This is a genomic window from Pseudomonas sp. BIGb0164, assembly GCF_024810135.1.
GTDB lineage: Bacteria > Pseudomonadota > Gammaproteobacteria > Pseudomonadales > Pseudomonadaceae > Aquipseudomonas.
Map to the genome: position 1 here is coordinate 487,389 of NZ_JANUEA010000004.1, position 15,512 is coordinate 502,900.

General features: G+C 59.1%; 15 protein-coding genes. 8 read left to right on the forward strand and 7 right to left on the reverse strand.

What is annotated here, in order from left to right; genetic code table 11:
* Positions 1–88: 88 nt before the first annotated feature.
* Positions 89–568, forward strand: coding sequence for a YMGG-like glycine zipper-containing protein (locus tag M2394_RS13530; RefSeq protein WP_178918499.1), 480 nt, complete (start codon positions 89–91; stop codon positions 566–568).
* Between the two features lie 131 nt (positions 569–699).
* Here the strand turns inward: M2394_RS13530 and M2394_RS13535 are convergent, their stop codons facing one another.
* A complete protein-coding gene (locus M2394_RS13535; protein ID WP_259172804.1) occupies positions 700–1,134 on the reverse strand; it encodes a thioesterase family protein in 435 nt (144 codons plus the stop codon).
* A 24-nt stretch (positions 1,135–1,158) separates the two neighbouring features.
* Complete coding sequence (locus M2394_RS13540) at positions 1,159–3,096, reverse strand: ATP-dependent DNA helicase RecQ (RefSeq protein WP_259172805.1); 1,938 nt, start codon at positions 3,094–3,096, stop codon at positions 1,159–1,161.
* 164 nt (positions 3,097–3,260) lie between these two features.
* Between M2394_RS13540 and M2394_RS13545 the strand changes: the two genes are divergently transcribed.
* Entirely contained in the window at positions 3,261–4,310 is a 1,050-nt protein-coding gene (locus M2394_RS13545; RefSeq protein ID WP_178918496.1) for a S8 family peptidase, read from the forward strand.
* Between the two features lie 62 nt (positions 4,311–4,372).
* Here the strand turns inward: M2394_RS13545 and M2394_RS13550 are convergent, their stop codons facing one another.
* Positions 4,373–5,548, reverse strand: a complete 1,176-nt coding sequence (locus M2394_RS13550; RefSeq protein ID WP_259172806.1) for a tetratricopeptide repeat protein — start codon at positions 5,546–5,548, stop codon at positions 4,373–4,375.
* A gap of 747 nt (positions 5,549–6,295) precedes the next feature.
* Here M2394_RS13550 and M2394_RS13555 point away from each other — a divergent pair.
* Together M2394_RS13555 and M2394_RS13560 are read left to right on the forward strand one after the other, a co-directional pair.
* Positions 6,296–6,652, forward strand: a complete 357-nt coding sequence (locus tag M2394_RS13555) for a DUF1493 family protein (RefSeq protein WP_259172807.1) — start codon at positions 6,296–6,298, stop codon at positions 6,650–6,652.
* An 88-nt stretch (positions 6,653–6,740) separates the two neighbouring features.
* Positions 6,741–7,604, forward strand: coding sequence for a DMT family transporter (locus M2394_RS13560; RefSeq protein WP_259172808.1), 864 nt, complete (start codon positions 6,741–6,743; stop codon positions 7,602–7,604).
* Between the two features lie 56 nt (positions 7,605–7,660).
* Here the strand turns inward: M2394_RS13560 and M2394_RS13565 are convergent, their stop codons facing one another.
* Positions 7,661–9,202, reverse strand: coding sequence for a phosphoenolpyruvate carboxykinase (locus M2394_RS13565; protein WP_259172809.1), 1,542 nt, complete (start codon positions 9,200–9,202; stop codon positions 7,661–7,663).
* 179 nt (positions 9,203–9,381) lie between these two features.
* A complete protein-coding gene (hslO, locus tag M2394_RS13570; RefSeq protein ID WP_178918911.1) occupies positions 9,382–10,284 on the reverse strand; it encodes an Hsp33 family molecular chaperone HslO in 903 nt (300 codons plus the stop codon).
* A gap of 105 nt (positions 10,285–10,389) precedes the next feature.
* Between hslO and M2394_RS13575 the strand changes: the two genes are divergently transcribed.
* The gene (locus tag M2394_RS13575; RefSeq protein ID WP_259172810.1) at positions 10,390–11,193 is read left to right on the forward strand and encodes a phosphatase PAP2 family protein; all 804 of its coding nucleotides are present in this window, start codon (positions 10,390–10,392) and stop codon (positions 11,191–11,193) included.
* Between the two features lie 134 nt (positions 11,194–11,327).
* On the opposite strand, the gene M2394_RS13580 is transcribed toward M2394_RS13575, so the two are convergent.
* Positions 11,328–11,735: an RNA-binding S4 domain-containing protein gene (locus M2394_RS13580; RefSeq protein WP_178918914.1), complete on the reverse strand. Its 408-nt coding sequence runs from the start codon at positions 11,733–11,735 to the stop codon at positions 11,328–11,330.
* 116 nt (positions 11,736–11,851) lie between these two features.
* Here M2394_RS13580 and M2394_RS13585 point away from each other — a divergent pair, with 116 nt between their 5' ends.
* From M2394_RS13585 to rimK, 3 genes are read left to right on the forward strand one after another with little or no spacing between them, the layout of a single operon-like run.
* Positions 11,852–12,631 (forward strand): EAL domain-containing protein, encoded by a 780-nt coding sequence (locus M2394_RS13585; RefSeq protein ID WP_259172812.1) that lies wholly within the window; start codon positions 11,852–11,854, stop codon positions 12,629–12,631.
* Positions 12,632–12,644: 13 nt separating this feature from the next.
* The gene (locus tag M2394_RS13590; protein WP_256732803.1) at positions 12,645–13,127 is read left to right on the forward strand and encodes an ATP-dependent zinc protease; all 483 of its coding nucleotides are present in this window, start codon (positions 12,645–12,647) and stop codon (positions 13,125–13,127) included.
* Positions 13,124–14,029: a 30S ribosomal protein S6--L-glutamate ligase gene (rimK, locus tag M2394_RS13595; RefSeq protein ID WP_003187674.1), complete on the forward strand. Its 906-nt coding sequence runs from the start codon at positions 13,124–13,126 to the stop codon at positions 14,027–14,029. The genes M2394_RS13590 and rimK overlap by 4 nt, the downstream gene beginning before the upstream one ends.
* A 139-nt stretch (positions 14,030–14,168) precedes the next feature.
* On the opposite strand, the gene M2394_RS13600 is transcribed toward rimK, so the two are convergent.
* On the reverse strand, positions 14,169–15,482 hold the full coding sequence (locus M2394_RS13600) for an ATP-binding protein (protein ID WP_176997353.1): 1,314 nt from the start codon (positions 15,480–15,482) through the stop codon (positions 14,169–14,171).
* Between the last annotated feature and the right edge of the window lie 30 nt (positions 15,483–15,512).

Below are 15,512 nucleotides of genomic sequence, written 5' to 3' on the forward strand. Positions count from 1 at the left end.
TATACAACTGCTGCCACCGGTCGGATTTCGATTGTCAGCGTCTCGATACAACCTCAGGATCGCGCCGTCATCCTCTTGAGGTCTCCCTATGAAGTTCTCCTCGATTCTCTTGTTGTCCCTTGGCCTGGTCAGTGGCGCAGCCATGGCCGGTGGCACCACCGAAGCCGGTGTGGGCGGCGCATTGGGCGGGGTTTTGGGTTCGGTTGTCGGCCAGCAGATCGGCGGCAACACCGGTTCGGCCATCGGCGCAGCCTTGGGCGGCGCAGGCGGCAGTGCGGTCGGCGCTGACAAGCGCAGCCGTGGCGAAGCGGCCATTGGTGGCGCGTTGGGCGCAGCCGGTGGCAACGTGGTCGGCCGCAGCATGGGCGGCAGTACCGGCAGCCTGATCGGCGCAGCCGCGGGCGGCGGTGCAGGTGGCGCGCTGGGCAACTACATGGGCAACAAGAGCGATGACGACGACCGCCGCTATCGTGGGCGCGATAACCGCCGCTATGACCGTGATGACCACCATGGCCGCGGGCATGCCTATGGCCACCGCAAGAACAAGCACCACTACCGTCACCGGTAAGAGCTAAAGAACACGATCAATCCCTTGTAGGAGCTGGCTTGCCGGCGATGGCAGAGTGTCAGCTGATACTTAGTTGGCTGACCCACCGCCATCGCTGGCAAGCCAGCTCCTACAGTGGGTATTTGTTGTGTTCAATGAACCACCAAGCGCTGCAACGCTTCGCGCAACATTCCCGGAATCGTCACTGGCTGGTTCGTCCCCCGATCCACGAAGACGTGCACAAAGCGCCCCGCCGCACAGGCCTCTTCTTCGCCCTGCTTGAACACCGCCAATTCGTACTGCACTGAGCTGTTACCCAGCTTGCCCACCCGCAGGCCGATTTCGATGCGCTCGGGAAAGGCGATCGACGCGAAGTAATCGCACGCCGAACTCACCACAAACCCCACCACTTCACCGTCATGAATATCCAACCCACCCTGTTCGATCAGGTAGGTGTTCACCGCCGTGTCGAAGAAGCTGTAGTAGGTCACGTTATTCACATGGCCATACACATCGTTGTCGTGCCAACGCGTGATGATCGGCTGGAAGTGAGGGTAATCGGCACGTTGTGGCACGGAGTCTGGCATGGGCATATCTCGTGAAGGGGGGGTTCAAAGGTCGTTCAAATGGGCTTGGGCCCACTCGCGCACCTCGGCGTAGGGGTAGTCCTCAAGTGCGGCAAAACCCGGAATGCCCCGCGCTTTCAGCTTGGTGAAAAGCGGCACGCTGATACCGCCAAGGAAACGTGTCAGCCGTTCCGCGCCCGGCAATTGCCCCGTGTGCTCATGATGCCTGTGGATAAAATCACCGCACAGCCCCAGGAAGTTTTTATCCACAAGCGGCGGCAAGCCGGGTGGTGGCGGCAGATGTGCAACGTGGCCATGGCATACAGAGCAATGCCCACAACGCTGGGGCGCATTTTCATCGCCAAAATACTGAGCCAGGCGTTGCCCCAGGCAATGTTCGGTGGCGAACAGATCGAGCATCGCGTGAATTCGCGCTACCTCGCCCACCTCGTGCTGCTTGAAACCTGTGTATAACTCGGCGCTCAACACCTCTGGATCAAAATCGGTATCCAGCAAGCTGTAGACCTCGGTCATCTGCTTGCTTTCCAGCTCGATCAGGCCCTGCTCCTGGAAGTAATCCAAGGCCTTCACCACCCGGCCGCGCTCGGCATTGTGCTGTTGGTACAGCGCGTCGAAATCCACCGTCGCCCAGGTTTTCGCCCGCTTGCACACCTGGATAATCGCTGCGACAAACTGCTGCCGCTCGCCCGAAAAACGCGCCAGCAAGGCGTCAGGTTCAATCAAGTACTTAAAACGGTATTCGGCATAAAACGCATAGCGCGGCGCAATCACCCCTTTAAGCTCCAGTTGCACCAATAGCGTCTTCAACGGGAGCTCACGGATGTTGCTGTGGTCCGACAGCGACCTCAGCAAGAACTCCCACTGTCCATCGCCCCGCGCAGCCTGCAACTCCTCCAGTACACGTTGAATACCCTCCAGTTCGGGCGTGTCGCCGTACACGAAGTTTTCCAGCACGTTGAGGCTGTCACGATTGGCCAGCACCAGGCAGTCGGAGGGTTGCCCATCCCGCCCGGCCCGGCCGATTTCCTGGCTGTAGTTCTCGATGGACTTGGGCAGATCGAAGTGCACCACATTGCGGATGTCGCTCTTGTCGATGCCCATGCCGAACGCAATGGTGGCGACAATGCAATTGGAACGTCCGCCCATGAAGCGCTGCTGGATACCCTCGCGTTTATCGTGGGGCAAACCGGCATGATATGCCTCGGCCTGGATGCCGTTGCGGTTCAGGTGCTCGGCAATCTGCTCGGCGGTCTTTTGCAAGGTGACATAAACGATGCTTGGCTGATCAGCGCGTTCACTCATCCACTGCACCAGCCGACGACGCTTATCCGCGCCGCTGACCGGTTCCACCAACAGGTTGAGGTTGGGCCGATAGAAGCCCGTGGTCACCACATCGTCCGGTGCAATGGCGAACTTGGCCTGCATGTCGGCAATCACCTTGGGCGTGGCCGTAGCCGTCAGCAGCAGGGCTTGTGGGATATTGAACTGGCGCTGGTAGTCCGGCAGCTTCAAATAGTCCGGCCGGAAGTTGTGGCCCCACTCGGAAATACAGTGCGCCTCATCCACCACCAACAACGAGATCTGCACGCTTTGCAGGAAGTTGCGGAAGCGTTCGTTCTTCAAGCGTTCTACGGAGATCATCAGGATTTTCAGCTCGCCTGAACGCGCACGGGCCATCACGTCATTGGCCTCATCGCGGCTCTGGGCCGAATCGATACTGCCCGCCGAAATGCCGTGGCGCTGCAAGAAACCGAGCTGGTCCTGCATCAACGCCAACAGGGGTGAAACCACCAATGTCAGATGCGGCAGCAACACCGCCGACAGCTGGTAACACAGGGATTTGCCTGAGCCGGTTGGGAAAATCGCAGCTGCCGAACGACCGGCCAGTACCGCGCTGACGGTTTCTTCCTGGCCCAAACGAAACTGTGGATAACCAAAGACCTGCTGGAGGGTGTCGTGCATAGGCTGTCACTCCGTTGACCGCTGAAGGAGTCAAAAACATAGATCAGCGATCGAAAAAAGGTCATGGATAAACGCTACAAACTGATACAGAGAAAACCTGCAAGCCCGCGCAAAAACGAAGACAGTAGCACGCCAGATCACCTACCCCCGACATGGAGTCGTGAATGTCTCGATGCACACTGTTTTCACCGCAGCACCTCGTCATGTTCATGCTGTCGTTGTTACTGCTGGGCTGTGCAAACGCCCCCGCCCGAACGCCTGCCGAGGAGGACGCACAGCGTTTCGAAACGCCCGAATACCTCGCACAAAAAGCCCTGGTGATCGTTAAAGCCTCCTCTCTCTACGCGCGAGGCGGCACCGGCCAGGGCATCAACGTTGCGCTGATCGACTCAGGCCTCAACCAGGCGCTACCCGAGTTTGACGGGCGTGTAGGCGAACCGGGCTACGACTTCGTGAGACAGCAGCCAGGCACCCTCGACATCAAGGGCCACGGCACCCAGATGGCCGGTATTCTCGCCGCAAACAAGAATGACCAGGGCATCCACGGCATCGCCTTCAACGCCAAGTTGATACCCATGCGTTTCGGTGATGACCGGGAGCCGTTCTACTTCGACAATGAAATCGCCCAGGCCTGGAAGCTCGCCTCTACCCGAGGCGCACGCATTTTCAGTAACTCTTGGGCAAATCCCATTGAAGCCAACACCAACGAGGTTCCCGTCTATGAGCGCCTGATGGGTGACTCATTGGGCGTGGCAAGAAAGCTGGTGGCCGAAGGCGCAGTGTTCGTTTTCTCAACGGGCAACGAGGTCAAGCGTGAACCGCTCGCCGAACCAGGCCTTCCAGCGTTGGTGCCCGAACTGGAGAAAGGCTGGATTGCCGTCATGGCCCTTAAGAACGACGGCACGGCCATCAATCTCAAATCCAATTATTGTGGCCTCGCCGCACGCTGGTGCATCGCGGTGCCAGGGGGTGACGGTGGCGCAGGGTTGTTGACCACCTACAAGGATGGCAGCTACGGACCAACCGCCGGCACCTCGCCAGCCGCTGCGTTGGTCAGCGGTGCCTTGGCGGCATTGCAAAGCCGCTTTCCGGAAATGACGCCGCAACAAGTGCGTGAGCGCCTGCTCAGTACGGCGAATCGAACGGGTATCTATGCCAACAGCGAAGCCTATGGGCGAGGGTTGATGGACCTCGATGCAGCCTCACGTCAGTAGCCATTGCCCAAACAAACAACGCGCCACCGGGGCGCGTTGTCGGTAACGTGTGTCGCTATTGATCAGCGGTTCTGCACCCGCTCAATCGCGGTGTCGTACACCGGGTTGGCCTTTTGTTCCTTGGCCAACTGGTAGTGACGCAACGCATCGGCAAACTGCCCCGCCGCTTCATAGATCCGCGCAATGTTGTAATAAGCGCCAGCGCGCACCGTCGCAGCACTTGCACCGGTTGCCAGGGCGATGGCCTTGCGGTTGGCCCAGATCGATTCGGCCGTGTTGCCGGCTTTTTGATACGCCAGGCCCAGGTTGCCATAGGCCTTGCCGAAGCCATTGTCCAACTCGATCGCCTGACGGAACAGGTCGATGGCCTGGTCGAGGTTACCCGCCTGGTAGGCCGCTTCACCCTGGACGTTCAGACGTTTCGCATCGGTCTGTGCGGAAGAGCTGACCGCAACTGCGGTAACGGCCACGCTGTCATCCAGCAGCGGCTTGACTTCGTTCAGCACATTCGCGGCATTCACGGTCACGCCGCTGAAGGTATTGATGTCCTGGAAGTCGCCGCTGCCGGTCATGCGGAATACCGTCCACAGGTTGCCGCTGCGGTTTTTCGGCACGTAGTAAGTACGCACCAGGGATTGGCCCATGTACACGAACACCTTGGCCTCACTGTTGGACAGTTGACGCGAGCCTGGATTACCCCCGTTGGTGTAGTCATGTACGGCATACACGTAGCTTTCGCCGTAGTGCTTTTTCTGCAGGGTGATGGTTTCCGGGCCATAGCTGTCGGTGTCATCCACATCCAGCTCGGCATCGGTGCCGTTCTTGTTCTCGAAGTAGATGTTGTTGCCTGGGAAGATCATGTGGGAGTCAAGGTCTTCCGGGGTCTTGCCCCAGGTCAACACCACGCGCAGGCCGTCGAGGTTTTCCATCACCGGGCTGATGGCGTAGGTCATGCCCTTGCATGGGCATTTCACCACCAGGTTGGAATAGCCGGGCTTCTTGATAATCAGCAGGTTGGTGGAATCATCAGCGGCTTCACTGGTCAACGTGACCTGACCCTGGGCGTTGGTGCGACCCACCACGTTTTGTGCGCCATTGCGCTGCAGCAACACTTCGGCATCAGCGATTTTCTGGTCTTTCACCACCGCACTCAGCACTTCAATCGGCAATTGCTCGGCCTGGATGGAAAAAGCGACCGCACACAATGACATCGCCGACGCGACACGACGCAAACCCATGCTTAACTCCCTTTAAGTAGTGGACGGAATCGTCCTGCAAGATTTTGCGGAGAAACATACGCTGAATTCAGGCTGATGGAGGATTTTTTGTACAAAATGTGACGTAGTTTTTATCGCATCCAACACCCACTTCTGGCTCCTCCGGCTCTGAGTTGAAACGATCAATTTCACCCAGAGAATCCCCGTCAAACCAAAAATCGGCAGCCTCCGTAAGAAACCATCCAGTACCGCACCAGACGTTTCCCAAACTGCTTAAATCTCCCTGCGCCTACTCTACAAAATTCACCTTCGCCTAACCGAAACTAGCGGCTTTTCAATAACTCCGACAAAAATCTGTGAACATCGAAAGGACGCATATATCGGCCATTACGGCGTCATCTTCACAGTGATGCGCTTGATCATCTTGCCTGGCAATCGACATGCATTGGCAAGCCGTTGCCTCTTGGAAGCAGGGTGGCTAATGCGATGACCGAATACAGGTACTGGATCGGTCTGACACTCATCTTGACCATTTCCGCTTTAGTCGAAAAAACATTCAAGCGTCCCCGACCCAGAAAAAGATGGGGGCTGGTCCTTGTGATAACCGGTCCGACACTCTTATTCTGCGCCCCCACCTGGATAAAGGAATTACAGGTGGAGAGCCTGCCTATCATCGCTTTTGTAACGGGTATTGCGATGCTAGCCAGCCACAACAAATACCGCTTCCACCGCCCCCTTCCCCCTCACCCACTCCTGCGTGCCCCCACCATGAACCTCGCCCCCAACTTCCCCGAAGACGCCGCCATGCAGCAACTCCTGCAACTGCTGCACGAAGAAATCGGCCTGCCGAAACACAAGACCATCAGCCTGCAAACCTCGATCAACTTCGACTTGGGCTGCGACGGCAGTGAAGCCAAGCAATTGATGGAAGCGCTGGAGCAGGAATTTGCGCTCGACCTGGGGGACTTCGACACTTATCGTTACTTCAACCCGCCGGTGTTTGACGTATTTCTCAAACGCCGTGCCAAGGGTCGCGGCGAAAAAGTGCCGCTGACCATCGGCATGCTCTACCTGGCCATCAAGACCCACAGCTGGGACACGCAGACGCTGGAAAACCTGAGCTGACTGTAGGAGCCCGGCTTGCCGGCGATGGCGGTCCTAAGGGCTTCATTGGCGGCAAGCCGGGCTCCTACAGCATTCAAAAGGACCTTACATGGACGTAACAATGGGCCTGCTGGCCGCCCTGCTCTGGGGCGGCACGGATTTTCTCGTGGGCCTCAATGCCCGCGCCGTGGGCGTTAAACGCGCGGTGTATTTCGGCCAAGCCCTGGGCTTTCTGATCATGACCCTGCTGCTGGCCATTCTCCCAAGCTTCCTGTTCAAATCCCTCGACGCCCCGTCGAGCATCTGGCTCCTGGGCATCGCCGCCGCACTGCTCACCGTTTCCGGCGCCCTCGCGCTGTCCAAGGCCTTTGCACTCGGCAAAGCGGCTATCGTCGCGCCACTGGTGACGTCCTACGGCGTAGTGACCACCCTGCTGTCCTGGGCCACCGGTGAGCACATCAACCTGATGCAACTGGGCTGCATCGCCGTGTGCGTGATTGGCGTCGTCCTCTCCAGCATCCACAAGGACAACGGCGTTCCCCACAACAATCCACACCTGTCCATCGCCTACGCCGTGCTCGCCGCCTTGCTGTATGGCACCAGCTTCTGGCTGCAAGGCCGCTATACACTGCCGGCGCTGGGACCAATCACCATGCTGTGGCTGGGTTACCTGGTAGGGCTATGTGTATTGGTGCTGATGGTGATGAGGATCAAGGACGGCTTGAAACCCCCTCCGCTGAAGAACTGCGCGACGCTGACCGGGGCGAGCGTGATGAACCTCGGCGGCTTCTCGGCGTTTTCCTGGGGAGCGATGGCAGGGTCGGTGTCGGTGGTGACGGTGATCAGCACGTTGTCGGGCGGGATTGCGGCGATTCTGGGATATGTGTTTTTCAAGGAGCGGTTGTCGACGGTGCAGGTGTTGGGCGTTGTGCTGGTGCTGGCCGGTGCTGTTGTTTTGCACATGGTCGATTGACCTTTCGCGCACAAAAAAGCCGCCCCTGAGGGCGGCTTTTTCACAACAACCGAATCTTACAACTTAGGACCGGCTGCCTTGATCGCATCGCTCACTTCAAACTTCTTGAAGTTCTCGATGAACAGACCCGCCAGTGCCTTCGCCGCTTCGTCGTAGGCCGCTTTGTCAGCCCAGGTGTTACGTGGGTTCAACAGGCCAGTCTCAACGCCCTGTACGGCCAATGGCACGTCGAGGTTGATGGTGTCGAGGTGTTCGGTTTCAGCACCCACCAGCGCGCCGCTCTGGATCGCTGCGATGACGCCGCGAGTGGTCGGGATATTGAAGCGCTTGCCGACGCCGTAGCCGCCGCCAGTCCAGCCAGTGTTGACCAGGTAGACCTTGGAGCCGAAGCCGCGGATGCGCTTGATCAGCAACTCAGCGTATTCGCCAGCCGGGCGCGGGAAGAACGGGGCGCCGAAGCAGGTGGAGAAGGTCGACTTGATGCCGCCGCCGGAACCCATTTCGGTCGAGCCCACCAGTGCGGTGTAACCGGACAGGAAGTGGTAGGCCGCTTGTTCTTCGCTGAGGATGGACACCGGTGGCAGGACACCAGTCAGGTCGCAGGTCAGGAAAATCACTGCGTTCGGCTCGCCGCCCAGGTTCTTCTCGGAACGCTTGGCCACGTGCTCCAGCGGGTAGGCGGCACGGCTGTTCTGGGTCAGGCTGACGTTGGTGTAGTCGGCGTGCTTGGCATCGTCGATCACCACGTTTTCCAGCACGGCGCCGTGCTTGATGGCTTTCCAGATAACCGGCTCGTTCTTCTCGGACAGGTCGATGCACTTGGCATAGCAACCGCCTTCGATGTTGAACACCACGCCTTCGCCCCAGCCGTGTTCGTCGTCACCGATCAGGTAACGGCTTTCGTCGGCCGACAGGGTGGTTTTACCGGTGCCCGACAGACCGAAGAACAGGGTCACGTCGCCTGCTTCGCCGATGTTGGCGGCGCAGTGCATTGGCAGCACGTCGGAAGCCGGCAGCAGGAAGTTCTGCACCGAGAACATGGCTTTTTTCATCTCACCGGCGTAACGCATGCCGGCGATCAGCACTTTCTTCTGCGCGAAGTTGAGGATCACGCAACCGTCGGAGTTGGTGCCGTCACGCTCTGGCACGCACTCGAAGTTGGCCACGTTGAGCACTTGCCACTCTTCGCGACCGGCCGGGTTGTACTGGGCCGGGTTGATGAACAAGCAACGACCGAACAGGTTCTGCCAGGCAGTCTGGGTGGTCATTTTCACGGCCAGGTAGTGGTCGTGCGCAGCACCAACGTGAACGTGGGAAACGAAATGCTCTTGCGCGTTGTTGAAGGCCTCGACGCGAGCCCACAGGGCATCGAACTTGTCGGCCGGGAACTTGCGGTTGATCGGGCCCCAGGCGATAGCGTCCTGGGTGGTCGGCTCTTCAACGATGAAACGGTCGACTGGCGAACGACCGGTACGGTGACCGGTTTCTACGACCAGCGCGCCAGTATCGGCAAGCACGCCTTCACCGCGCTGCAGGGCTTCTTTGACCAGATCGTCAACACTCAGATCGGTGTATACGGCGTTATTGGCTTGCGTCATGAGGTTCCCCGTCGGCCTATGGCCGAGTGCTCCAAACGTTTTGTAGTAGAAAGTTGCGCACTACTACCGCGAAAAAAGTGGGCCGGATTATGCCAGAAAAGCCCAAAAAGAGTAGGGCCCTCCCGTCAGAACTGCGCTAATCCGGCGTTTGTCAGGTGATTTACCTGTGCTTAAACGTTTTAGTGGCGGGTGTCGGAAGGGGTGTCGATGCCTGCTCCGGCGAACAATTGGGCTACATCAGCCGCATCGAACAGGTAGCGCTGGTTGCAGAACTGGCAGTCGATCTCGATATTGCCACCGTGCTCCACCACCAGATTCTGCGCATCTTCCAGGCCCAGGCTGACCAAGGCATTGGCCGAACGCTCGCGCGAGCAGCTGCAATGGAAGCGCAGGCTCTGTGCGTCAAACAGTCGCACGGCCTCCTCGTGATACAGGCGGTGCAGGATGGTTTCGTTGTCCAGGCCCAACAGCTCTTCAGCGGTCAGGGTGCCGGCCAGGGCCGTCAGCTTGCGCCAGCTGTCGGTGCGCTCGTCTTCGTCCTTGATGCGGTCGGCCGGCAATTGCTGCAACAGCAGGCCACGGGCGCGCTTGCCATCGGCGTTGAGCCAGAACTTGGTGCCGACCTGCTGGGACATCACGAAATAGTTGGTGAAACAGTCCGACAGGGTTTCACCGTCCAGGTCGACGATGCCCTGGTAGCGCTGCCCCTCGGTCGGATCGACGGTGATTGCCAGCACACCGTTGGCCATCAGGTCGGACAACGTGGCGTCCGGGGAGATCTGGTCGGCTTCGTAGCGGGCCAGGCCGCGGATTTCGCGCTCGCTGGAGCATTCAATCATCAGCATCGGCACCGGGCCTTCGGAGCGCGCCTGCAGGATCAGCAAGCCGTCGAACTTCATCGTGCCCACCAGCAGCGCCGCCGCCGCCATCAGCTCACCGAGCAGTTGCGCGACCGGCTCCGGATAGGGGTGCTTGGCGAGGACTTCGGCATAGCTGCGCTCCAGCGACACCAGTTCGCCACGGGCGTCGGTCTCGTCGAAGATGAAGCGTTGGGTGAAGTCGGTATCCGGTAGATCAGTCATAGGTCTGGGTATCTGAATTGATGACAAATTGATTACGAGGTTTATAGAATTAAACGCTTTAGCACCATTTTGGTGCGGTTTTCTAGAGCCGTTGGAGGACAGTTTATGAACAATCCGAGTTTGTTCCAAGCCAAGTGGAACCTCGGGAGATGGGCCCTTTGCAATCTACTCGCTATCGGGCTGCTGTGTTTTTGGCTGTGGCCCACGGGCCAGATGCTGTGTGTGATTTTCGACGAATGGCTGTTTCATCTGCTCAATGACCCCCTGGCGAGCAACTCGGCCTGGCTGCATGTGTGGGCTGTCGCCAGCTTGCGACCGTTCGATGCGGTGGTCGGGGTCCTCCTGCTGACACTGTTGATTCGCGGCGATTGGGTATTCAAGGCCGTGCAGGTGCGTCAGGCACTGTTGGGTTTTATCGGCATTCTGCTGCTATTGCTGTTTATCCGCATGCTGTTTTCCAAACTCGTGGCACAGCTGGGCTGGCAACACAGCAGCCCGTCGATGGTGATCAGCGGGGCGATCCAGATGAGCGACTACTTCCCGGCATTGGAGAAAGCTTGGGAATTGAAGGACCGTTCGAGCCAGAGTTTTCCCGGTGATCACGCCTCGGTGCTGCTGATCTGGGGCATGTTCATGACGGTATTCGCCAAACGCATCGGCCAGACCCTGGTGATCTGGGGCCTGGCGCTGCTGTTCATGATGCCGCGGCTGGTGGCGGGAGCGCATTGGGGCCAGGACGACTATATCGGCGGCGTACTGCTGGCGTTGTTGGCGCTGGGGTGGGGGTACTACACGCCGTTTGCGGCAAAGGTATCGAGTGGGTTGTTGCGGGTGACGGCGCCGGTGTTTGAGTTGATGGGCAGGCTACCTCTGCTTGGACGATTGAGCGTCTTGCGCACAACCGCATAACACCGCTGGCGCATGTGGGAACTGGCGTGCCTGCGATAGCGCTGGGTCAGAGGCCTGGATGCCGACTGACCTGACACCGTAGCGGGCAAGCCGGCTCCCACACTTGATCTCCTTCGCACTGGAGATTTGCACAATCAGTCATCATTGCCGCTGCCGCGAAACTTGAACAGGTCGCGGCGTTGTTTCTTGCTCGGCTTGCCGTCGGTGCTCAAGCCCATGGCACCGGCCTTGCGCATCGCCGCCGCATTTTCGCGCTTGGCGATGCTGGCTTCGGTCTCGGCATACAGCGTCTGCGCTTCGGGCGCCCCACGGCGCACGATGGAAAGCGCCTGGACCACGATGGTCTTTTCATCAAAACCGGTGCGAATCTGGAATTCATCGCCGATGCGCGGTTCCTTGCCCGGCTTGCAGCGCTCACCACGATGGTGCACCTTGCCGCTCTCGATGGCGGCCTTGGCCAGGGCACGCGTCTTATAGAAACGCGCGGCCCACAACCACTTGTCCAGACGGACCTTTTCTTCCTCTTCCTGCTTTTGAGCCACTTGAATTCCTCGCTCTGAAAAATGTCGCAACTGTACCGTTGAAACCCTTCGACGCATAAACCCCACGGCTCACCTAAGATACGCCAGGTAGCCCCCTGTTTTCGCGAGGATACGCTGTGACCGATTTTCCAACTTCACTCACCTCGCCAGACCAGCGTTGCACGGGCTGCCAGCAAAGCGAGCCCTTGGGTTTCGATTTTGCCTTCGCTTATCAACCTATCGTAGACCTGCGCGACAAGTCGATTTTTGCCCACGAAGCATTGGTGCGCGGCACTCATGGCGAAGGCGCGTTGTCGGTGCTGGACAAGGTGAATGAAAGCAATCGCTACCGTTTCGATCAGCGCTGCCGTACACAGGCGATCGCCGGGGCCGCTGCATTGGGAATGCAAACCCACCTTTCGATCAACTTCATGCCCAACGCCGTGTACCGGCCAGAACTCTGCATCCGCAGTACGCTGGAAGCAGCCCGCGCGCATAATTTTCCGCTGGACAGGCTGATTTTCGAGACCCTCGAAAGCGAGCATGTAGATAACAATCGCCATTTGACCAATATTCTGCGTGAATACCGCGAATTCGGCTTCAAGACCGCCATCGACGACTTCGGTGCGGGCTATTCGGGGCTGAACCTGCTGGCCGATTTCCAACCTGACTTGATCAAACTCGACATGGCACTGATCCGCGATGTCGACCAGGATCGCGTCCGCCAAGTCATCGTTCAGGGGATTGTCACAATCTGTGAGCAGTTGGGCGTTACTGTCATCGCCGAAGGTATCGAAAGTGCCGGAGAGCGTGACTTCCTGTCTGACTGCGGAATATTTCTGATGCAGGGCTATTGGTTCGCCAAACCTGCATTCAATGCTCTGGTTGAGGTTTCCCCTCGCGCCTGGGCGAATTGATCGGTTACCCATATTGAAGACATTTGACCATTTGACCGTTGTGGGTCTGCGTGAGTGGGTGGCACTCCCCGATTTGGGAGTGGCGGGCCTGCGCGCGAAGATCGACACCGGCGCCAGCACCTCCAGCCTACATGCCACCGACATCGAGCCGTTTGAGCGCGACGGTGAGAAGTGGGTGCGCTTTACCGCGCACCTGGGCAGCGTGGTGCAACTGCGTCACCGCCGCTGCGAAGCGCCCCTGGTGACGATGAAAACCATCAAGAGCTCCAACGGCCACGCGCAGGTTCGCTATGTGATCAGCACCACCCTGGCGCTGGGCGACCGGGTGTGGCGGGTGGAGTTCACCCTGGCCTGCCGCAAGGCCATGCGCTACCGCCTGCTGCTGGGTTCCAAGGCGTTGATTGACGGCCAGTTGGTGGTCAATCCCGGCGTCAAATACGTTCAAGACAAGCCGGTGTTCCCGGTCTCTACCCTTTCTGCCCCAGGTGCTGCATGAAGATTGCTGTGCTGTCGCGAAATCCGCGTCTGTATTCCACCCGCCGCCTGGTTGAGGCCGGCACCGAACGTGGCCACGAAATGGTGGTGATCGACACGTTGCGTGCCTACATGAACATTGCCAGCCACAAGCCGCAGATCCACTACCGGGGCAAGCCGCTGGAAGGTTTCGATGCGGTGATCCCGCGTATCGGCGCCTCGGTGACGTTCTACGGCTGCGCGGTGCTGCGCCAGTTTGAAATGATGGGGGTGTTCCCCCTGAATGAGTCCGTAGCCATTGCGCGCTCGCGGGACAAGCTGCGTTCACTCCAACTGTTGTCACGCCGGGGGATCGGCCTGCCCGTCACCGGCTTTGCCCACTCCCCGGACGACATCCCCGACCTGATCGAGATGGTCAACGGCGCGCCGCTGGTGATCAAAGTGCTGGAAGGCACTCAGGGCATCGGCGTGGTGCTCTGTGAAACCGCCACCGCTGCAGAGTCGGTGATCGAGGCCTTCATGGGTCTCAAGCAGAACATCATGGTGCAGGAATACATCAAGGAGGCCGGTGGTGCCGACATCCGCTGCTTTGTGGTGGGCGACAAGGTGATTGCAGCGATGAAGCGCCAGGCCAAACCCGGTGAGTTCCGCTCCAATCTGCATCGTGGCGGCAGCGCCAGCCTGATCAAGATCACCCCGGAAGAGCGCATGACCGCATTGCGTGCAGCGAAGGTGATGGGGTTGAGCGTGGCGGGTGTGGATATCTTGCGTTCCAACCATGGGCCGCTGGTGATGGAAGTGAACTCATCACCGGGTCTGGAAGGGATTGAGACCACCACCGGCAAGGATGTGGCGGGGATCATCATTCAGCATCTTGAGAAGAATGGCGGCCCGAATATGACTCGGACCAAGGGCAAGGGCTGATAAAACACAGCTTTTGAAACACCACAAATTAATGTGGGAGCGGGCTTGCTCGCGAATGCAGGGTGTCAGTCAATACATACATAACTGATACACCGCATTCGCGAGCAAGCCCGCTCCCACATTTGATCTGAGTTGTTGCTTATACCGCGTCTCTTGGCAACATCAGCCCCAGCGGCAAGCGCACCCGCGCCTCCAGGCCACCTTCTTCACGGTTGCGCAGCTCAACGTTGCCACCATGCATCGAAGCAATTCGCCGCACGATCGCCAACCCCAGTCCGGTGCCCTTGCCACCCCGGGCACGGTCGCCACGGGTGAACGGGTTGAAAATGCCCTCCAGCTCAGCCGGGTCGATACCGGCGCCACGGTCCATCACGCTGAGCACCACGTAAGGTGCCGTGCTGTCGCCGGACACATACGCAGCCACCTCCACATCCGAGCCGGCATGGTGCAAGGCATTGCCGATCAGGTTGTTCAAAAGACGCTTCATCGATACACGGCGCAAGGCAAACGGCTGGATAGGCTCCAGGCGCATGCGCACCTGCTCGCCATTCTGGTTGTAAGGCGCGACCACTTCGCGCACCAGGTCCGTCAGGTCGACTTCTTCGACCACCTCGTCACGACCATCACGGATAAACGCCAGGAACTGGTCGAGAATCGCGTCCATGTCCTCGATATCGCGCACCATGTCGTCCGTCAGGTCGTTATGGTTGCCCATCAGCTCAAGTGAAAGCCGCAGGCGCGTCAGCGGCGTGCGCAAGTCATGGGACACCCCCGCGAGCATCAACTCGCGCTCACGCCCGGCCTGTTCGACGTCCTCCGCCATCTGGTTGAACGCGCTGTACACCTCGGTCATCTCGCTGGGCGTGTCGCTGACCGGCAATCGCACGCTTCGTCCCTGCCCCAATTGGCGAGCGGCAAACACCAGGCGCTTGAGCGGCTGGTTGAGTTGACGCACGAAAATCCACGCGGATGCAGTTGAAAGCAACCCGATCGCCAGGAACCAGCCCAGCACGTTCCAGATCTTCTGCCCACGCAGCGGATGCGGGTACAACGGTACTTTCAACCAGTCCTGGCCCAGGCTCGGGGCCCGCACCCAAAGGGCCGGGGACACGTGCATGCGCAGCCGTACCTCGGTGTCTTCACCCAGTTCGGCCTGCATCTGGCGCTGGTAGATTTCACTGTAGGGCCAGTGCTGCTCGCCCTCGGGTACACCGGCGCCCGCCACGCGCACGAGTGTGGCGGCCTTGGCGATCTTCTCGCGATTCTCGGGGTCGGCCGCCCAATAGGCGCGCAGGGTCAGGGCCACACCGTGGCTGTATTGTCGATCCACCAGCACGTCTTCGTTCATCAACAGATAAACCAGTGTCAGTGCCTTGGAAAACAGAACGACGATCAGCACCAGCCAAAGGGTGCGCGAGAAAAAACTTTGTGGGAACCACAACGGGGTTTTCATAGGAGACAGCTAGGCACCTTGCAGAAACGA